Genomic DNA, 17,710 nt, shown 5'->3' with positions numbered 1-17,710 from the left:
TTAGGGAGTTCAAAATTTTAGTATCATGAAAGCCTCTAAATTACTGCCAGCACTAGCGATAGTGGGCACCTTGACTTTCTCTTGTAAGGATGAGAAGGAAACTACCGAAGTGGTAGAAGAAAAAGACTATCCAGGTCTGGAACTGGGTTATATGGATACCAGCGTGTCTCCCAAAAATGATTTTTATCGCTATGTCAACGGGAGATGGCTGGACTCTGTTCAAATTCCAGAAGATGAAACCGTGTGGGGAGGGTTCAACAAGCTCGCAAAAGACACCAGAGCTGATGTTCTAGCGATTCTCGATAAAGCCAGAAATGATGAGAACCTAGATCCTGATTCTGATCAGGCAAAAGCGGTTTATATATATCAAAGCATCATGGATACTGAGAATCGTAACAAAACAGGTTACGAGCCCATCAAGCCTTACATGCAAAAAATCGAGGGTGTACAATCTCTTGGAGAAATGCAACCATTACTGGTGGAGCTTTCCAGAAAGGGATTAAGCCCATTCTTCGGTTTTTATGTGGGTGCAGATGCCATGGACACCGATAAGAATGTAGCTAATCTGGGAACTGGAGCGCTGGGAATGTCCAGAGAATACTACGTGGAAGATGATGAGGACAGTAAAGAGAAATTGGCAAAATATGAGCAGCACATCGCTCGCATGTTCAAACTTGTGGGAGCGGATGCTGCAAACGCCAAAAAAGATGCCGCAGACATTGTGGCTTTTGAAACCAAGATGGCAACGCCACGTCTGGACAAAGTTCAAAGCCGTAAGCCAGAGCTGACTTACAACCCCATGACCGTAGCTGAGTTGAAAAAGCTCATGCCACAAATGGAATGGCAAGCCTATTTTGAAGGATTGGGAGTGGATGAATTTGAAAATCTTATCGTGAGCCAGCCTAAGTACTTTGATGCATTGAGCGATCTGTGGGTCTCAAAAAACCTGCCTATGATGAAGAAGTATCTTAAATGGACATTGTTAGACAATACCGCTGGATACCTTTCTACAGAACTAGAAGATGCAAACTGGGATTTCTACAGCAAAACCATGCGTGGAGCTAAGCAACAACGTCCCAGAGAAGAGCGTGCGCTGGGAACCGTAAATGCTGTGGTAGGTGAAGCATTGGGTAAATTATATGTAGACGAGAAATTCCCGCCCGAAGCAAAAGAAAAGGCGCTGGAAATGATCGATTATGTGAAGAAAGCTTATGAAAACCGCATCAATAACCTTGATTGGATGGGTGAGGAGACTAAGGAAAAAGCTATCGAGAAATTGAACGGCATGACCATCAAAATAGGATATCCAGACAAGTGGAAAGACTATTCTGAAATGGAGATCAAAAGCCTAGATAATGGGGGAATCTTTTTGACAACATGATGGCTGTGCAGGAATGGAGTCATGAGGATAATATGTCAAAACTGGGTGAGCCAGTAGATAAGAGCGAGTGGTTCATGGCCCCACAAACTGTTAATGCCTACTACAACCCTTATTACAACGAGATCGTATTCCCAGCAGCAATACTACAGCCGCCTTTCTATAACTATGAGGCAGATCCTGCGATCAATTTCGGAGGAATGGGAGCCGTTATAGGGCATGAGATCTCTCACGGTTTTGATGATTCAGGTGCCAAATTTGATGCTGAGGGTAACATGACTAACTGGTGGACTGATAAGGATAAAGAACAGTTTGAAGCTCGTGGGAATCAGCTTGCTGATCAATTTGACGCCATTGAAGTAATGCCAGGTGTGAATATCAACGGTAAGTTTACTTTGGGAGAGAACATCGGCGATTTAGGTGGTGTTAATGCCGCTTATGATGCACTTCAGTTGTGGCTTGAGGATAAAGGTAGCCCAGGAGAAATCGACGGCTATACGCAAAACCAGCGCTTCTTCATGAGCTGGGCGACCGTGTGGAGGACTAAAATGCGTGAGGAGGCACTCATGCAGCGCATTAAAAACGATACGCACTCACCGGGTATGTATCGAGGTTACGCGCCGCTTCTCAACATTCCAGCTTTTTACGAAGCTTTTGAGATTACTGAGAAGGACAGCATGTACATCGCTCCTGACAAGCGGGTAGTTATTTGGTAAAACATAATACATCCCTGCACCCTTAAAAGTGCAGGGATTTTTATTTCTAATATTATGAGATCAATTACATTATTTCTGATAAGTTTTTTAGTTCTCGTCCCGATAACTATTGGGATCGCGCCTGTCCACCAGAGCATGCATAAGAGTTTTAGTAAGTTCGCTTTCGCGAAAGCGTACTTATTCCTAATACTATTTGGAATCAGCGTAGGAGGAAAAGCGCAAGAATCCACTAGCTACGTAGAGAAAAACTACACAAAAACCGTTCATCAAATCCCCATGCGCGATGGCGTCAAGTTGTATACCGTAGTCTATGCACCTAAGGACACCTCGCGTAAATACCCAATCATGTTGCAACGCACCTGTTACAGCGTGGCGCCTTATGGAGAAAACGATTTCAAAAGATCGCTGGGCCCTAACAAATACATGATGGAAGACGGTTACATTTTTGTATACCAAGATGTGCGAGGCCGCTGGATGAGCGAGGGTGACTTTGACAACATGCGTCCACACATCCCGGGCAATAACGTGCGTAATAAAAAGGATATCGACGAGAGTTCTGATACCTATGACACGATTGATTTTATCGTGAAGAACGTTCCTAATAATAATGGAAGAGTGGGGCAATGGGGAATATCCTACCCAGGATTTTACACCGCTGCAGCCCTGCCAGAAGCACACCCAGCGCTCGTTGCGAGTTCCCCTCAAGCACCCATAGGTGATTTCTTTTTTGATGATTTTCACCACATGGGAGCGACTTTACAGAGCTATTTGAGGGCTTATCCCGTTTTTGGACACCAGACAGAGCCTACGACTGAAAGCTGGTATAGTGACAAGTGGGACGCCATGCGAGAAATGGGAGATATGTCAGATTCTTACGCATTCAACATGAAGATAGGACCATTGAAAACCGTGACTGAAAAGATTTTTCCAGATAACTTCTTTTGGCAAGATGTGGTCGAGCATCCCAATTACGATGAATTCTGGCAAAAGCGAGCCATCATCAACCATTTGGATGATGTGGACCATGCGGTGATGACCGTAGGAGGCTGGTTTGATGCCGAGGATTTATACGGACCACTGAATATTTACAAAAATGTAGAAAGACGCAATCCCAAAAACAAGAACAATACTATCGTTATGGGACCGTGGAGCCACGGGAACTGGGCGCGCGAACCAGGCACACAGATGGTGAATCATATTGTTTTTGGCGATAGTATCTCAACGTTTTACCAGAAGAAAATAGAAACGCCGTTTTTTGAGCACCACTTAAAAGGGAAGAAAAACCCAGAGTTGCCTGAAGCCTATATGTTTGATACTGGTAAAAAGGAATGGGATCAATTTGCAGAATGGCCACCTAAGAATAAGGCGGTTGTCTTGGGCTTTGAGAAAGGTGGAAAGTTGACTATCAACGAGCCTAAGAATCAATCTGTAAGGTTTACCTACACCAGCGATCCTTCAAAACCAGTTCCATTTAGAAGTGAAGTGACGCCGGTAACCTTTACACCCAGAGCCTACATGACTGATGATCAACGTCACGCAAGCCGTAGACCTGATGTACTCACTTTTCAAACGGATGTTCTAGGTGAGGACATGACTTTGGCTGGTGAGATTCAGGCACAGCTGGACGTAATCCTCAACGGCATCACAGACGCCGACTTTATCGTGAAGCTGATTGACGTGTACCCAGATGATATGGAGAACGAGGAGCAAACTCCTAAACATGTAACTCTAGCCGGATACCAGCAACTCGTGCGCGCTGAAACCTTCAGAGGCCGCTTCAGAAACAGTTTTGCAAACCCTGAGCCTTTTAAAGAAAATAGTCAGGAGCAGGTGCGCTTCCCGTTGCAGGATATTTTGCACACGTTCAAAAAAGGACACCGCATCATGATCCAGATCCACAGCACATGGTTCCCGTATATAGATCGCAACCCGCAGAAATATGTAGATAACATCTTTGAAGCTGATGAAGAAGACTTTACGGTAGGACAGGTTACGATTTTGGGATCAAGTGAAGTAAGAGTAGGAGATGAGGCTGGAATCGAGCAGCAACTCCCACCGATTAAAAATTAGATTTTGGGTTCAAATTTTTTCTTGAAAATTCGTTGGAATTCTGAAAAGATATTATATTTGCCCTCGCTTAAGCAAACAGCCTTGCTGACCGTTTAAGTTTGTGTATATCACAGTCCTCCTTAGCTCAGTTGGTTAGAGCATCTGACTGTTAATCAGAGGGTCCTTGGTTCGAGCCCAAGAGGGGGAGCAAAGCAATAGAAAGCCATTCAGGAAACTGAGTGGCTTTTTTATTTTCCCTAGGTCAAACATAGGTCAAACATTTTATCTTTATCATGTAACCTATCCAGAAGTAGTCCAATGTCCGATCCTCATAAAATTTTTAAGTATTTTAGAGATGTAGTTGACCCAAAGAAATTAGAAGCTCTTAAAGTTGATTCTGTATCTCGTATTCTTGAAACATATGGATCCTTGGTAAAATCCCACGACTATAAACAAGGATTAGTAACATATATTGGCTTATTCTCGGATGGTACTATAAATGATCCTGTAGAAGCGCCAGTTATCTACAGTTTCTACGAAAAATATAAGACTGAATTATCAAGGAGAACTAAGGACGCAATTGATTCTATTGATAAGCTAGTATATAAACAAGCAGAATCCTCCGAATCTGCTAAAATGATATTGAATAACATCAATCGTGAATTATATCATATTAGATTGAATGTTCAGAAACAGGGCTCCCCAGACACTTATTTAATTGAGAGTTTACAGGCTATCCAAAGTCATCTGCATGAAAGATATGGTCTTGAGGAATTTGTTTTTCCCTCTGGGAATAAAAAACTTTCTTTTTTCGGTTTTAAAGACTCGATTACTAAAAATCAGTTCAGAGATATTTATGAGATAGCAGTAAAATATGAAATTATTGAATGGGATGTAGTAGGGGAAGATACTTTCATGGAAGTATTTCTTGAAAACCCTTCAGGCCCGGAAACAGTAATTTATTTTAATTGTACAAACTCTACAGCCAAACAGTTTATTGAAAAACTCAGACCTTTGTTTACTTCACTAAACGCTAAGAATATCGAAAGGTCAGGCAGGTTTTTTTCTAAGCAAAAAACAATGCTTAGCGAAACCAATTATAACAGAACTCGTATCAAAACGACCGCAAGAGACGAGGCTATCAGTAAAGAAATAGACTTGATAATAAATGCTTCTTAAGTAGCTAAACTTTCACCTTACACTTTACCTTACATTCTTATTACACTTTTGATAATCAATTAGATGCGTGCTATTTCTTTGTGCCATATCAAATACGGATATAGGCCTATGTCCATAATTTTTAAATTATGGAAACTATTGAAAATAAGTTTTTTACAAAAGAGCAATTAGAAAGAATTGCACATGAATTGTCGGGAATATTACCATTCCAAAAAGAGTTTTTATCTGTGGCGGAACTATCTATCTATTTGGGTATTTCTATGTCGGCAGTATACAAGCTCACTAGTAAGAATGAGATACCCTTTTATTGTCCTGGGGGTAAGAAAATCTATTTCAAGAAACAGGAAATAAATCAATGGATTGAAGAATCTAGGGTTATCCCAGATTCTGAAATACTTGAAAACGGTATTGGGTCTAACTCTTTAGTCCAGATACCATGATAGATTTCATTAGACTTTTTTGGAGAGATAAGACAGATTTTCAACGACATATCTCTAGCAGTTGCAACTTTGAGGAGATGGAAACAGTATTTGAATTCCATTCTGGGAAAATAAGGTATCCCTATAGAGTTAGCTTTAATTCAATGGATGCATCAGTTACTGAAAAGCATGGATATGTCAAAAATTCTATTCATAAATCTCATAATGATAGAATGGGGCTGGGAGCTCATAATTATAATGATTTTGGATATGACGATTTATGTAAAACAATAGACTACATAGATTATAGATGCGGTGGTTTAGATCAGTCAAATCTAACTCAGCTTGAGTTTGGTTTCAATATTCAAATCCCTATAGCTGCAGCACTTATTATCAAAAACAATGTCTTAATGCATAAGCTCAAAGGTCCAAATCAAGTTCGTCGTTTTGAAGGAAGTGGAATGTACAAACAGTTTACTTACAACAATTATATAGTTAAAATCTATGATAAGGCTCTGCAATACAAGTTACCATACAATCTGCTTCGGTTCGAAATTAAGTTTTTAAAGGCAAGGGAATTAAGGAAGCTAGGTATATACAAATTGAAAGACCTTAAAAACAAGGCAAATCTCAGGAGACTACTTTTAAAACTGCTTGAAAGGTTTGATGAACTTACGGTAATAGATCCTTTCGAGGAGTCTGATATAAATGAATCGGACAGAGAAAAACTTACTAGATACAAAAATCCCAATTATTGGGAGGTAGATATGCAAAGAATGAGTTCTACTACAAGAATGAGGCATTCTCGTGATTTTGATTCTATTCTCCGAAGGTATAATCTGGTTACCCTGAAATCACGCCTAAGAGAGTCGATACTCTCAAAATTTATCACACTTATCAACTTTTAAACCTCAAAGTGATGTTTTCCATGCTTTCTATATAGGGAATTCATCACTTCTTCAAAAAATTAAACAAATGGCAAGTATAAAAATCATCTTACGCAAGAAAATAAACTCCAAAGGAGAATACCCAATAGTGCTCCGTATAGTAAAAGATAGAAAGTCAAAGACTATATCCTTAGGACTAACGTCGGCTCTGAAAGATTGGGATGCGAAAAACGTGAAATTCAAGAAAAGTCATCCCAATAGCTCTCAGCGCAATAGAATTTTACTGCAATTGCAGCACAAAGCTTTAGAAATTGTCGACGAGTATATAGCTACAGATATTGATTTTACCTTAGAACAGTTTGAAGAACAATTTAAAGGGACTAAGAAGTCAAAAATGACAGTAGCCGAATTTTGGGAAGAAAAGATCAAGGAACTTCAGCTTCTGGGAAGAACAGGAAATGCCAGAGCCCATAGAGATACGTTCAATTCATTTTTCAAATTTCAAAAAAAGAGGACTTTAAAATTCCATCAATTAACTCCCGAACTCTTGCTAAGGTATGAAACCTATTTGAGAACGAATGGTAACCAAGATGGCGGCATAGGTGTTAAGATGCGTGAGATTAGAGCCTTATTTAATGAAGCAATTAAAAAGGGCATTACTAATCAAAAATACTATCCATTCAAGACTTACAAGGTCTCAAAACTGAAAGGCAGTAACATAAAGAAAGCGCTTACCCGGGATCAGATAAGACTAATGGAAAATTTGGATGTTAGTACATTACCTAAGCTCATAGATTCAAAAAACTATATGATTTTTAGCTATTACACAGGAGGGATGAATTTTGTTGATATGATGAAGCTAAAGTGGACAGATATTGAAGGCGATAGAATACTTTACAAAAGATCTAAAACAAAAGGTAAGTTTTCTGTAAAGATTTTGCCACCAGTTGAAACTGTTCTCAATTGGTATCGGAGCCATGGCAACGAGACTGATTATATTTTTCCCATTTTACTGAAAAATAGTCTCACTCCCATGCAGATTGAAAACAGAAAAGCCAAGGTGTTGAAACGATTCAACCGAGATCTAAAAGAAATTGCTTCTAAAGTTGGAATAGAAACAAATGTTACTAGTTACACAATTAGACACAGCTTCGCTACAAACTTGAAATATGCTGGAATTTCCATGGATGTCATTGGAGAAACGATGGGTCATCGCAATGTCAATGTCACAAGAGCATATTTGAAAGAATTCCAAGATGATGTGTTGGATAGCGCCATGAAGAAACTTTTGTAAAATTCGGTTACTCTTACAAAAGTTCTCCCTCCTCTTTATAAATACACCTCCCTTTCAAAATTCAAAGGAATTTAACAACGCAAGATCTTTGGATGAGGACTACTTCAGTGGTTGGTTTTGTATCAATGTTTTGATGCACAAAGCTACTAAATTTTTATGACAAAGTCAAGTATTTCAGCACTTTATCACGAAAAAAAGCTAATAGCCTTTTTGAGAAAAAATCTTTTTGAAGCGTTCAAGACACCTCTGTTTTGAGCGCTTTTTCATTTTAATCTGAATTTATATTAACCTTTAATTTTTTAAACAATGCAATTAAGACAATCAGAAAGAAAAAGAGCCAAAATTAAAATGGCTCTGCAAGGAAGTGCTGGAAGCGGTAAAACCTATTCCAGCTTATTATTGGCCAAAGGATTGACAAATGGAGATCTCTCTAGTGTGGCAATTATTGATACTGAAAATGGTAGTGCAGATCTATATGCACATTTAGGTTCTTACAATGTACTTTCACTTGTACCTCCATTCACTCCAGAGAAATATGTTGAAGCTATAGATGTGTGCCTGAAAGCAAACATGGCTGTTATAATTCTAGATTCGATCTCACAAGTTTGGGATGAGCTTTTGGATTTTCATTCAAAGCTACCTGGGAACTCTTTTGCTAATTGGGCTAAAGTGACTCCTCGACAGAAAGCTTTTGTGGATAAAATTCTTCAAAGTAATGCCCACATAATAGCTACCATGAGGACTAAACAGGACTATGTTCTAAATCAGAAAGATGGTAAGTATGTGCCTGAAAAGGTAGGGCTTAAAGCAGTACAACGGGATGGAGTAGACTATGAGTTCACTTTAGTTTTTGACATTGACAGTAAGCACTATGCTAAAGCTAGTAAGGATCGAACTAACTTATTTACCGATAAGCCTGAATTTATGATAAATGCAGCCACGGGTAGGAAGATTTTGGAGTGGTGCAACAATGGTCAGACTATTGAAGATGTCCGAGCCCAGATAAGAGATTGCCAAGATCTTGAGGCGCTTAGAAACTTATACCAAAGGCACTATAACATTCCAGAGCTAAAGCAAGACTTCAATGCACAAAAGTCCAATATTGAAGCAGTAAAGAATTTAAGTAATCCTAAAAATATCATGCAAAATGGAAAAGCTACTCATTCCTGAAAGCCCTCTCCAGTTGAAACCAGTTGAATTCAAAGAAAGAGAGCTATATCGAGAACCCTTGCTTTCTGTAGAAAAGGCAAATACTAATCCCTTTATAGAGGCTAATACTAAAAGTGTTAGTCTCTCTCATTTGAAGAAGGATTGTACCATTCCCGTGTTTAGTAAGGATAATGAAATCACGATAAGCCACAATCAGTTCATTGAGACATCAATCAATGCAGCTATTGAAGCCTTAAGTGTATCACTATCTCAACCTGAGGTCCGGATAAGTCATCAGATAAAGGGTAGAACCCCTGATGCTCTTCATATTCCAACCAATGAGCTGTTGGATCACCAGAGAACCATCTACTATGAAAGAATGGCATGGATAGCTCGTATTCCATCTATAACTGAAACCATAGGGGGTAATGAACTCAATTTAACCATAGGTGGGGTAAGAGCTTATAATCAAGAGAACCTTTATAGTAAAAAGACTCACGAGAAGTTTAAGTTCTTTATAGGTTTCCAGAATATGGTTTGTTGCAATCTGTGTATATCTACTGACGGCTATAGACGTGAATTGAAAACAGACAATACTGATGATCTGTTTGCAAAGGTGTTTGAAACTATACAGTCTTATAATTCAGACCAGCAATTAGAATTGATGTCAAACCTCAATAAACACGTGATTTCAGATAGGCAATTTGCACAGCTTATTGGTCGATCAAAATTGTATCAGTATTTACCAAAAGCTGAAAAAGCTAGTTTGCCTAATCTGCTACTTACGGATAGTCAATTCAACACGATTGCAAAGGACTATTATGAGGATGAAAGCTTTTGCCGTAATGAATCTGGAGATATATCTATGTGGAAGGTATACAACCTATTCACAGGAGCTAATAAATCATCTTACATTGATTCTTTCCTAGATAGGAATGAGAATGCCTTCGCATTTGCAGAAGGTGTCTCAAAAGCCATCAATGGTGATTCTGATTACCGTTGGTTTTTAAGTTAGATGATGCCCGACTTTTTAGGAAGTCGGGCAATTTATATTGGTAGATTGTCAATTTCATCATCTAAACTACATTTCCCAACATCCAAACTATTAATATCCTGCTTATCTGTATCATTTGAGGGCTTACTACAACAAAAAAGTTCCTTTTTTGCTCTTGTAATAGCAACGTATTTCAAACATTCTTCTTGGTATAATTGCCAATCAAGCATTCCTTCTAATTTCACTGGAAGGTCCGGATATCCAATAATGAAAACTCGATCACTTTCTAAACCTTTCGACTTATGAATTGATGATAAAATTATTGAATCACAGTCATCGCCATTCATTAACCCATCGATATAGTGGAATAACTCCCTTAGAGTATTGAGATTCTCAGAACGTATGTAGCATGAAGAAATGATAGAGATACTGTCTCTGAGGTTCTCAAGCTTATTTAAATAGGTGGGGTTTTTTCCGAATTTCTTTATTGCTGCTTCTAAAATTTTTTCCAGCTCATAAAGCAAATTTTCATAATAATTTCTATTATCTAGTTTATTATCTGGGATTATAAGTTTTAACTCTTTCAAGATACGGGATTTCCCTAGAATTTTACATTTTTTATTCAATTCGAGAAGTTTGAAGAGTATATCAAATAAGTATGCATTGTACCTTGAAATGATATAATCACCAGATCGTGCATTGTCTCCAATCTGATCAAAATTTATGTGCTGAACTTTACCTTTAAATTCATTTTTAGTTTGGATATCTGGTCTAATATCCTTAGCTAGTTCTATTATCTCAGGAGCACATCGAAAACAATTAGTTAATTCAAACATTTGCGGTCGGAAGACACTTTTGATGTTATGAAAGGATTTTGGAGATGCGCCCGCAAATCCGTAAATGGACTGAAATGGGTCGCCTACTGCAAAAAATCTACCTTTTTCCTTGAGATACTTTCTTATTATCTTGAATTGGGCATTGGATAAATCTTGACACTCATCAACCAGAACTATATCATATTGTGACCTTGCTTTTAATTTTAGATAACATGGTAAAAAAATCATGTCCGCAAAGTCATAGACTCCAGATTCTACTGCTGAATTAATCCCGACCTTAATAATATCTTGAATTAAATTATAATAAGCATCTAATAAATCTATATTCTGGCTATCCACATCAATACCGTACTTAAATATTAATTCTTTGAATGCCTGCAACCCTCTACCATAGCTTAAAGTGTAACGAGATAAATCAACTAGAGAGTAAAAGTTGCTAAAAAAGGTTTTGTAAAAAACGTCAGGCTCATTTTCTTCCTTGAGTGAGTAATATATGTTTCTTATTCTCTCAAAATTTATTGTAAGCGAGGATTCCACTTCAAATTCCCAACTGTCTTTTTTTCTCTTTAGTGTCTCATTTATTAATGTATAATATTTAGATTCACTTGGTTTCTGGTTGAATTTAGCACTATAATACTTCAAAATATTTAGCCCCAAAGCATATGATGTTCTGACCACTACATTTCCATATTCTTTTGTTTTAGAACTTATTTCTTCTTGAATTTTTTTATTAAAAGCACAAAAAAGTACCTTATTATTAGTGTCTATGAGTTTCAGACCATTTATTAGAGTAGAAGTTTTACCACTACCTGCTACTGCATCTATCATCCCATGAGAATTTCCTTTTTCGATAAAATCAAAAATTATTTGCTGCTGTTTGGTTGGTGTCTTAATCATTCTAGATATTTTTCAATAAATTCTTCAATTGGTATGGTAAACCAATTAGAGGGCAGAGGCGTTGGATTGACGATATGATATGCTCTTTCAAAGAGCTCATCGTAAGTAATGATATCAATTTTCTTTATATCCCTGCGTATCCTCTCGAAAGTTTCAGTTTTGAAATTAGTTTCTCGAGTATCAATATGAGGAAATTCATTATTTCTTGTGCCAATAATGAGAACACATTTGGGGTCTAAAGTTTTTATAATGTCTCTATTCAGAGCCGTCCCGTCAGAAAATTCAATCCTCTTCTTTCGATTTTTTTGAATGTCATCATTTTGAGCTAGAATTTGACTGTAGGCTTCTATAAAGTCTGATGAGAAAGACCATGTATTAGCCCTTGAAGAATTACCCTTGGAATTTTTAAAAATCTTTGTTTTTTCAGTCTTGAGCTCAATAATTGTCGTGAAATATGATGTTCCCAGATAATCCGTTTTGGAACTCCCAGCACCTCTAGAGTTTTCTTCACCTAACTTGTGTTCACTATGCAAGTCAAAAATAAATCTTAGTTCTGTATTTAGTCCTAATATCCATTTGTTACGTTTCAGAAAATGATGCCAGATGGCTTCACTGCCTTGTTGTTTGATCTCATTTTTCTCTCGATATCTTGGATGGATGGACTCCCCTTTCTTGTCAGAATCTTTTAACAATAGGTAAAATGTATATAAATGCTTTTTTCTTTGATTAAATATCACCGACTTCAACTGATCTTCACTCAAATCGGAAGATGAAATCAAGTCAAGTAATTGGGTTAATTTATTAGATGCCTCGTATCTAGAGTAAAATTCCTTTACGCCCTCACCAGTTATAGCTTGATATTTGTCAGAAAAATCTCCAGTATCTACAAGGTGATTGAATTTTTGAAAAAAACTAATCAGCTTCCAAAACATACTCAACTCTTGATTTTCCTTAATAGGAATAATTATAGAGTCACCTTTACTGACTGTACTTTCACCCTTCAAATTTTCTTTCCTAAATTCTAAGCTGAGAACATATTTTTGCTGGGAGCGGGATTTACGGATAAAAGTTTTGCATATTGTTTTTACCCTTTTCTTTTTAGACATAATGAAGGAGACATACATCTTACCATTATTGTCTACTATATAGCAATGAGTATTAGAAGAATTTTCCGATATATCTAATTCTTCCAATTCTCTAGTGGTCATATCAAATTCACCGTAAAGATCATTACTTTGTAATGCCATGCCTTATAAATTTTTAACCACCTCAATGATACTCTTAGCCGTATAGCAGTCCTCCACCTCTTTGGTTTGGAAGACCATGAAGTAACTGAACCGGTCACCTGCTTCCTTGTCCCAGGCCTTGCCTAAACGATTTTTGTCCCTGCTGTCAGGATTATCCCTATCGTCACCTTTGGTCTCTATGAGGATAACATGGTCACTTTTTGTATAAACGATAAAATCAGGATAGTGATTAGAACTGAATCCGTTTAGGAAAAAGCCTTTACCTCTATCTAGATTTCTATGCCAGAACAATACATTATCGAGTGCAGCAATATCTGTAATCATATCACGCTCAAAGTTGTTCATATGACCTTCTTTCTCATAAAGAGATTTAGCCATGTTTGTACTAGTTCGTATTGGACATATTGACTCAGGTAATTCAAACTTAGTATCTGTGAAAATCGTTTTGCTTGCTAACTTTTGTTTGAATTGCTTTTTTGTATAATCACTAGTCAGGTCATTAATGTGATTTTTAATATTCCTTACATAGTTGAAATCATTAGTAATCACATCTTGAATTTGTGACTTATCGAGTGAGCCAAAAACCCGGGAAACGTAACTCTTCAAATCCTGTTCTGGAATGGGGTACATGTCACCCAGCTTTGATACAATGATGTCAGTTACATCTTTGAGCTGTTTATCCTTAGGTTTGGCAAGTATGTTATCCAACAGAAACCTTTTGCCTCTGTGAGATAATTTTGTACCTATCTCAACGGCTTTCTTTTCCTCATTGAAGTCAATAGTCCTGATGTCTGCACTTAGTTCATCAAACTGGATATCTGCATTCTTGGTGGCTAGATTAAATCCTGCCAGTAGCTCTACTTTATTGAGTAAGGTTTCATAGCTGGCAGCCTCTTCAAATAGCACGCTTTGTGCATCCGCATCATGTTCTTGCTTTATATAGAATTGTGGCAATCTCAAGCGTGACCACGTCTCTCTATACTTTTCCATGACCTTGTACAAGGTAGGTTTCTTTCCCATAACCTGCGTAATTAGCGCTGTATCGTCATCTATAGTGGTTTTTTGAACTGCTTTGTCAAATGCCTCACTCTCTTGTGCTGCTTTTCCAGTTATATGATTTACTATTTCTGGTTGGTGGACCTCAAGGTTCTCCAGACTCACTTCATCTTCTGGATCAAAGTCAATAGTATTTACTTCAAAAACATCATCACTTACAGGCTTATCATCTTTTTTTCCTTTACCAAATAAATCCTGCTGTAATACTTCTTGGTCGGTCAATTCTTCTTGAGGTGCTTCCTCGGCATAATAATCATCTCTAGAGAAACCTGATTCTTGTAACCCTTCAACAATATTGTCCAGCGTCTCATTAAACTTGGCAGAAGCTGTCAACACAAAGGACAGGTTCAACAAAGGATTTTGATGCTTGGTGACATAAGGCTGTCTTAATACCCTACCCAGAATCTGCTCCACCTCAACAGGACTGGATTTATCTGCGAGTGAAGCCAGTATATAAGCATTGGGGCAGTCCCAGCCTTCTTTTAAGGCATTTACGGTAATGATATATCTAACAGGACAATCCCTAGACATCAAGTCCTCATCTTTCAGCTCGTCGATGCCACTTACTTTTATACGAATCTGTTCTTCTGGTATTTTGAGCTTGACCAGCTTGTCCTTTATATTTTGAAAGGTAGTATTGTTCTTCCCCTTTATGTTGCTCTGAGCCTGAAATAAAATTATAGGTCTGATGTATTTACCTGTTACCTCTTCTTCTTTCTCTGCATGAAGTTCCAGCTGCCTTCTCAGGTGCAGGGCACTACTTATGACTTCTTCCTTTTTATTGTGATTGTATACTACTACAGGCAGTTTGACCATGTTCTCCTTCTTGAGTTCCATGGCATTGACAAAGCTGATGATGTTGCTATTGGACTTAGGAGTTGCTGTGAGATCCAGAACCAATGATGGGTTGAGGTTGTTGAGCATTTCCACACTCAGGTCACTCTCGGCATTATGGCTTTCGTCCACAATGACCACGGGATTCAGGCTTCGTATTACATTAATTAACGCTGTCTCATCTGTATCTGGTAGCACAAGGTCTTTATCTATTACGCTTTCGCGAAAGCTCTCTAAATATCCACACTCCTTATAAATTTTTCTATCATCCTTTTTACGGCTGTTAATCCTAAGACTACTGAAGTTGAACACAAAAATATTGAGCTGCTCGGTAACAGATGATGGGGTGAAATTGGCACCCTGCAACAAGCCCTCTTTTTCATATACTTCAACACGTCCATTGAATAAAGTGTTGAGCTTTTCCCGATAAGGGTGAGAGGCCTCGGACAGATTATTAAAGGTCTGTTGAAGTAAATTAGACCACGGCACCAGCCAAACCACAGCTTTAGGATTCCCTTGGTTGAAGTGCTTGTTAATACTGTGTAGGGCATTACAGGCAATAAAGGTCTTACCACCAGCCGTGGGCACTTTGATAGCTATGTGAGTAGCATTAGGTATATTATCCTTATAAGGGGTCATACCTGTAAAAGAACCATCTATTTGTGGAGTATAAGGTCCTACACGGCTTTCCCAATACTGCTTATAGGCTTGAGCAGGATTCTGTTTTTCCTGCAATATCTGCAAGAATGACTCAAGGTCTTTAATAACTTTATGTTGATAAGGCTTTAATTCCATTTAGCCCAAAGTCTTTTTTATTATGCGCAAATCCTCCATAGGTAATAAAACAAAAGCATTGATCAACAGTCTTAGCGATGTAAGCATAGCTAACTTTTCATCTTTCAGAGTGGGAAAGGAATCTGTACCCAGAGAATTAATATCCTTGTCCAAAATACCCAGTAACAAATCCTTTCCTCGTTGATCTTTAATCATTTCTCCATTTATACTCTCTACAGTACGAGGCTCTACATCAAAAGCTTGATTGTAAATGATCCGCCCTATAGTTTCAAGTTCTGCACGATCTCTTGCATTATGAATATTATTCATTTGTAGAAGAATTTCCCCAACTATGTTTCTTTGTGAATCCGTCATTTTGTCAAACTTTAAAATCTACTTATATCTCGTGGTATCTTCTTGAAAACAATATGGTACTTATCCATGAGTTCCTTGTCAAGTAAACAGTTGTCAGCATAAATGATATAGTTGCTGGCTTTGGTTTTAACTTGACGTAAAAAGTCCATGTCTAGGGTGGTTATGCTATCTTTAGTGTAATAAAAGTAATAAGCTGTGTCTTCCTTTTTTCCGAGTAAATATTTCTCATCTTGTGGCTTATAGTTGCTTTTGGTCTCTGAGTACCATACGTATTCTAGGATGTTTTTCAGTGGGACTTCTTCATTGAGAATTTGGTTATCATTGAACAACGGCTTGCCCAGCTCGTAATAGGTGAAATCACCACCAGTGCCATCTACAGCTTTTTTATCCTTACCATAACCATCTATTACACGTTTTACTCTTTCTGCTGTGATGTCTTTGGCATAGTCTTCCATTTCCACCATAATAAACTTACGGTTTCCACCATCTTCTTTGTTGAGGTTTAATACAGCATGAGCCGTTGTTCCTGAGCCTGCGAATGAGTCTAAGATTATAGAACTTTTGTCAGTAGATATACGAATACATCTATCGATTAATTCAACTGGTTTTGGTGTATCGAATACTTTTTTTTGAAAAACTGATTTTACATCAGCTGATGCTTTTTTGTTTCCTTGAATACCTGTCCAAAGATTGCCGACTTGTTTAGTTCTACCTTCGAGATAGAATTTTAAATAAGGTAATAATTCACCTTCTTTGTTTTCAGACCACTCTATCATACCCTTGCTTTCTAAATCATCAAAAGTATCAGAAGAGCAACGCCATCTACTTTCATATCCAGAAGGTCCTATTGGAAAAACTTTGTCACCCTTCGGACTAGTTATAGGGTAATACATGTTTGGCCTATCTTCTCTTCTATCTTCACCACCAGTTTTTCTAAGTGTTCTCGTAAGGTACCTTCCACGATTATCCTGTTTATTGTAAATCTTACTATCAGCTTCTGTAAATGGCAATCCTAAAATTTCAGCATTCTTTGATTTGCTGTAAATCAATATGTAATCGATTTCATTAGCTACTCTTTGATTGCCTTGTCCAGTAGGAGTTCCTGTAGCTCTACTTATGCAGCCACGGAAGTTTGACTCTCCAAAGATTTCTTCGCTTACTAGCCGAAGATTGTGAATTTCATTTTCGTCTATCGAAATAAAGATAAAACCGTTGTGGGATAACAACTTATGCAACAACTTCAATCTAGGATACATCATACACAGCCACTTGTCATGTCGTGATAGATCCTCTCCTTCTTTCCCTACAACTTCTCCCAGCCACTTTTTTAATCTAGGGTGGCTAACATTATCGTTGTACACCCAGCCTTCATTTCCAGTGTTGTAAGGTGGGTCAATGTAGATACAGTCTATCTTACCTTCATATTCTGGCAACAAGCTTTTTAAAGCTTCAAGATTATCCCCATGGATGATTTTATTCCCACTGGTGGCATCTTGCTGTTCCTTACCACCTGAATAAGTGTATTGCTTTTCCAAAATCTTGAATGGCACATCTTGATGGTGGTTCACCACCTTTTCTTTTCCTATCCAGTTGAGTGTGGGCATAGATTAGTTGATATTGTAAATC

At 37.9% G+C, this 17,710-nt stretch carries 14 protein-coding genes and 1 tRNA gene; 10 read left to right on the top strand and 5 right to left on the bottom strand.

Features of this window, described 5'->3' with window-relative positions; translation table 11 throughout:
- The first annotated feature begins 25 nt into the window (after positions 1–25).
- From BST97_RS09715 to BST97_RS09675, 10 genes are all read left to right on the top strand, one after another.
- A complete protein-coding gene (locus BST97_RS09715; protein ID WP_317043409.1) occupies positions 26–1,381 on the top strand; it encodes a M13 family metallopeptidase N-terminal domain-containing protein in 1,356 nt (451 codons plus the stop codon).
- A 5-nt stretch (positions 1,382–1,386) separates the two neighbouring features.
- A complete protein-coding gene (locus tag BST97_RS16320; protein WP_317043408.1) occupies positions 1,387–2,094 on the top strand; it encodes a M13 family metallopeptidase in 708 nt (235 codons plus the stop codon).
- A 54-nt stretch (positions 2,095–2,148) separates the two neighbouring features.
- Positions 2,149–4,164 carry a CocE/NonD family hydrolase gene (locus tag BST97_RS09710; protein WP_245833527.1) on the top strand — a complete coding sequence of 672 codons (2,016 nt, stop codon included), beginning with the start codon at positions 2,149–2,151 and terminating at the stop codon, positions 4,162–4,164.
- A 113-nt stretch (positions 4,165–4,277) separates the two neighbouring features.
- Positions 4,278–4,351, top strand: a tRNA-Asn gene (locus BST97_RS09705).
- A 110-nt stretch (positions 4,352–4,461) separates the two neighbouring features.
- Positions 4,462–5,322: a DUF6617 family protein gene (locus BST97_RS09700; RefSeq protein ID WP_085767049.1), complete on the top strand. Its 861-nt coding sequence runs from the start codon at positions 4,462–4,464 to the stop codon at positions 5,320–5,322.
- 128 nt (positions 5,323–5,450) lie between these two features.
- Complete coding sequence (locus BST97_RS09695; RefSeq protein ID WP_085767048.1) at positions 5,451–5,762, top strand: helix-turn-helix domain-containing protein; 312 nt, start codon at positions 5,451–5,453, stop codon at positions 5,760–5,762.
- 77 nt (positions 5,763–5,839) lie between these two features.
- Complete coding sequence (locus tag BST97_RS09690) at positions 5,840–6,649, top strand: hypothetical protein (RefSeq protein ID WP_157111599.1); 810 nt, start codon at positions 5,840–5,842, stop codon at positions 6,647–6,649.
- A gap of 67 nt (positions 6,650–6,716) precedes the next feature.
- A complete protein-coding gene (locus BST97_RS09685) occupies positions 6,717–7,922 on the top strand; it encodes a site-specific integrase (RefSeq protein ID WP_085767046.1) in 1,206 nt (401 codons plus the stop codon).
- A 306-nt stretch (positions 7,923–8,228) separates the two neighbouring features.
- A complete protein-coding gene (locus BST97_RS09680) occupies positions 8,229–9,092 on the top strand; it encodes an AAA family ATPase (RefSeq protein WP_085767045.1) in 864 nt (287 codons plus the stop codon).
- The gene (locus BST97_RS09675) at positions 9,070–10,086 is read left to right on the top strand and encodes a DUF3871 family protein (protein ID WP_085767044.1); all 1,017 of its coding nucleotides are present in this window, start codon (positions 9,070–9,072) and stop codon (positions 10,084–10,086) included. Before BST97_RS09680 ends, BST97_RS09675 begins: the two co-directional genes overlap by 23 nt.
- Positions 10,087–10,118: 32 nt before the next feature.
- On the opposite strand, the gene BST97_RS09670 is transcribed toward BST97_RS09675, so the two are convergent.
- The 5 genes from BST97_RS09670 to BST97_RS09650 are packed head-to-tail and all read right to left on the bottom strand — an operon-like array spanning position 10,119 to position 17,688.
- The gene (locus BST97_RS09670) at positions 10,119–11,798 is read right to left on the bottom strand and encodes a UvrD-helicase domain-containing protein (RefSeq protein WP_085767043.1); all 1,680 of its coding nucleotides are present in this window, start codon (positions 11,796–11,798) and stop codon (positions 10,119–10,121) included.
- The gene (locus BST97_RS09665) at positions 11,795–13,045 is read right to left on the bottom strand and encodes a Shedu anti-phage system protein SduA domain-containing protein (RefSeq protein WP_085767042.1); all 1,251 of its coding nucleotides are present in this window, start codon (positions 13,043–13,045) and stop codon (positions 11,795–11,797) included. The genes BST97_RS09670 and BST97_RS09665 overlap by 4 nt, the downstream gene beginning before the upstream one ends.
- A 3-nt stretch (positions 13,046–13,048) precedes the next feature.
- Positions 13,049–15,730, bottom strand: a complete 2,682-nt coding sequence (locus BST97_RS09660) for a DEAD/DEAH box helicase (RefSeq protein WP_085767041.1) — start codon at positions 15,728–15,730, stop codon at positions 13,049–13,051.
- On the bottom strand, positions 15,731–16,084 hold the full coding sequence (locus BST97_RS09655) for a hypothetical protein (RefSeq protein ID WP_085767040.1): 354 nt from the start codon (positions 16,082–16,084) through the stop codon (positions 15,731–15,733).
- Between the two features lie 11 nt (positions 16,085–16,095).
- On the bottom strand, positions 16,096–17,688 hold the full coding sequence (locus tag BST97_RS09650; protein ID WP_085767039.1) for a site-specific DNA-methyltransferase: 1,593 nt from the start codon (positions 17,686–17,688) through the stop codon (positions 16,096–16,098).
- Positions 17,689–17,710: the final 22 nt, after the last annotated feature.

Source organism: Nonlabens spongiae (assembly GCF_002117125.1).
GTDB lineage: Bacteria > Bacteroidota > Bacteroidia > Flavobacteriales > Flavobacteriaceae > Nonlabens > Nonlabens spongiae.
Note: the sequence above shows the minus strand (reverse complement) of the source record. Positions and strands in the feature narration are given on the sequence as shown.

Bases quoted from the DNA above. Each gene is read 5' to 3' on its own strand.
- BST97_RS09685 (WP_085767046.1), top strand. From the start codon at position 6,717: ATGGCAAGTATAAAAATCATCTTACGCAAGAAAATAAACTCCAAAGGA.
- BST97_RS09660 (WP_085767041.1), bottom strand. From the start codon at position 15,730: ATGGAATTAAAGCCTTATCAACATAAAGTTATTAAAGACCTTGAGTCA.
- BST97_RS09665 (WP_085767042.1), bottom strand. From the start codon at position 13,045: ATGGCATTACAAAGTAATGATCTTTACGGTGAATTTGATATGACCACT.
- BST97_RS09670 (WP_085767043.1), bottom strand. From the start codon at position 11,798: ATGATTAAGACACCAACCAAACAGCAGCAAATAATTTTTGATTTTATC.
- BST97_RS09690 (WP_157111599.1), top strand. From the start codon at position 5,840: ATGGAAACAGTATTTGAATTCCATTCTGGGAAAATAAGGTATCCCTAT.
- BST97_RS09675 (WP_085767044.1), top strand. From the start codon at position 9,070: ATGGAAAAGCTACTCATTCCTGAAAGCCCTCTCCAGTTGAAACCAGTT.
- BST97_RS09680 (WP_085767045.1), top strand. From the start codon at position 8,229: ATGCAATTAAGACAATCAGAAAGAAAAAGAGCCAAAATTAAAATGGCT.
- BST97_RS09695 (WP_085767048.1), top strand. From the start codon at position 5,451: ATGGAAACTATTGAAAATAAGTTTTTTACAAAAGAGCAATTAGAAAGA.
- BST97_RS09710 (WP_245833527.1), top strand. From the start codon at position 2,149: ATGAGATCAATTACATTATTTCTGATAAGTTTTTTAGTTCTCGTCCCG.
- BST97_RS09650 (WP_085767039.1), bottom strand. From the start codon at position 17,688: ATGCCCACACTCAACTGGATAGGAAAAGAAAAGGTGGTGAACCACCAT.
- BST97_RS09655 (WP_085767040.1), bottom strand. From the start codon at position 16,084: ATGACGGATTCACAAAGAAACATAGTTGGGGAAATTCTTCTACAAATG.
- BST97_RS09700 (WP_085767049.1), top strand. From the start codon at position 4,462: ATGTCCGATCCTCATAAAATTTTTAAGTATTTTAGAGATGTAGTTGAC.
- BST97_RS09715 (WP_317043409.1), top strand. From the start codon at position 26: ATGAAAGCCTCTAAATTACTGCCAGCACTAGCGATAGTGGGCACCTTG.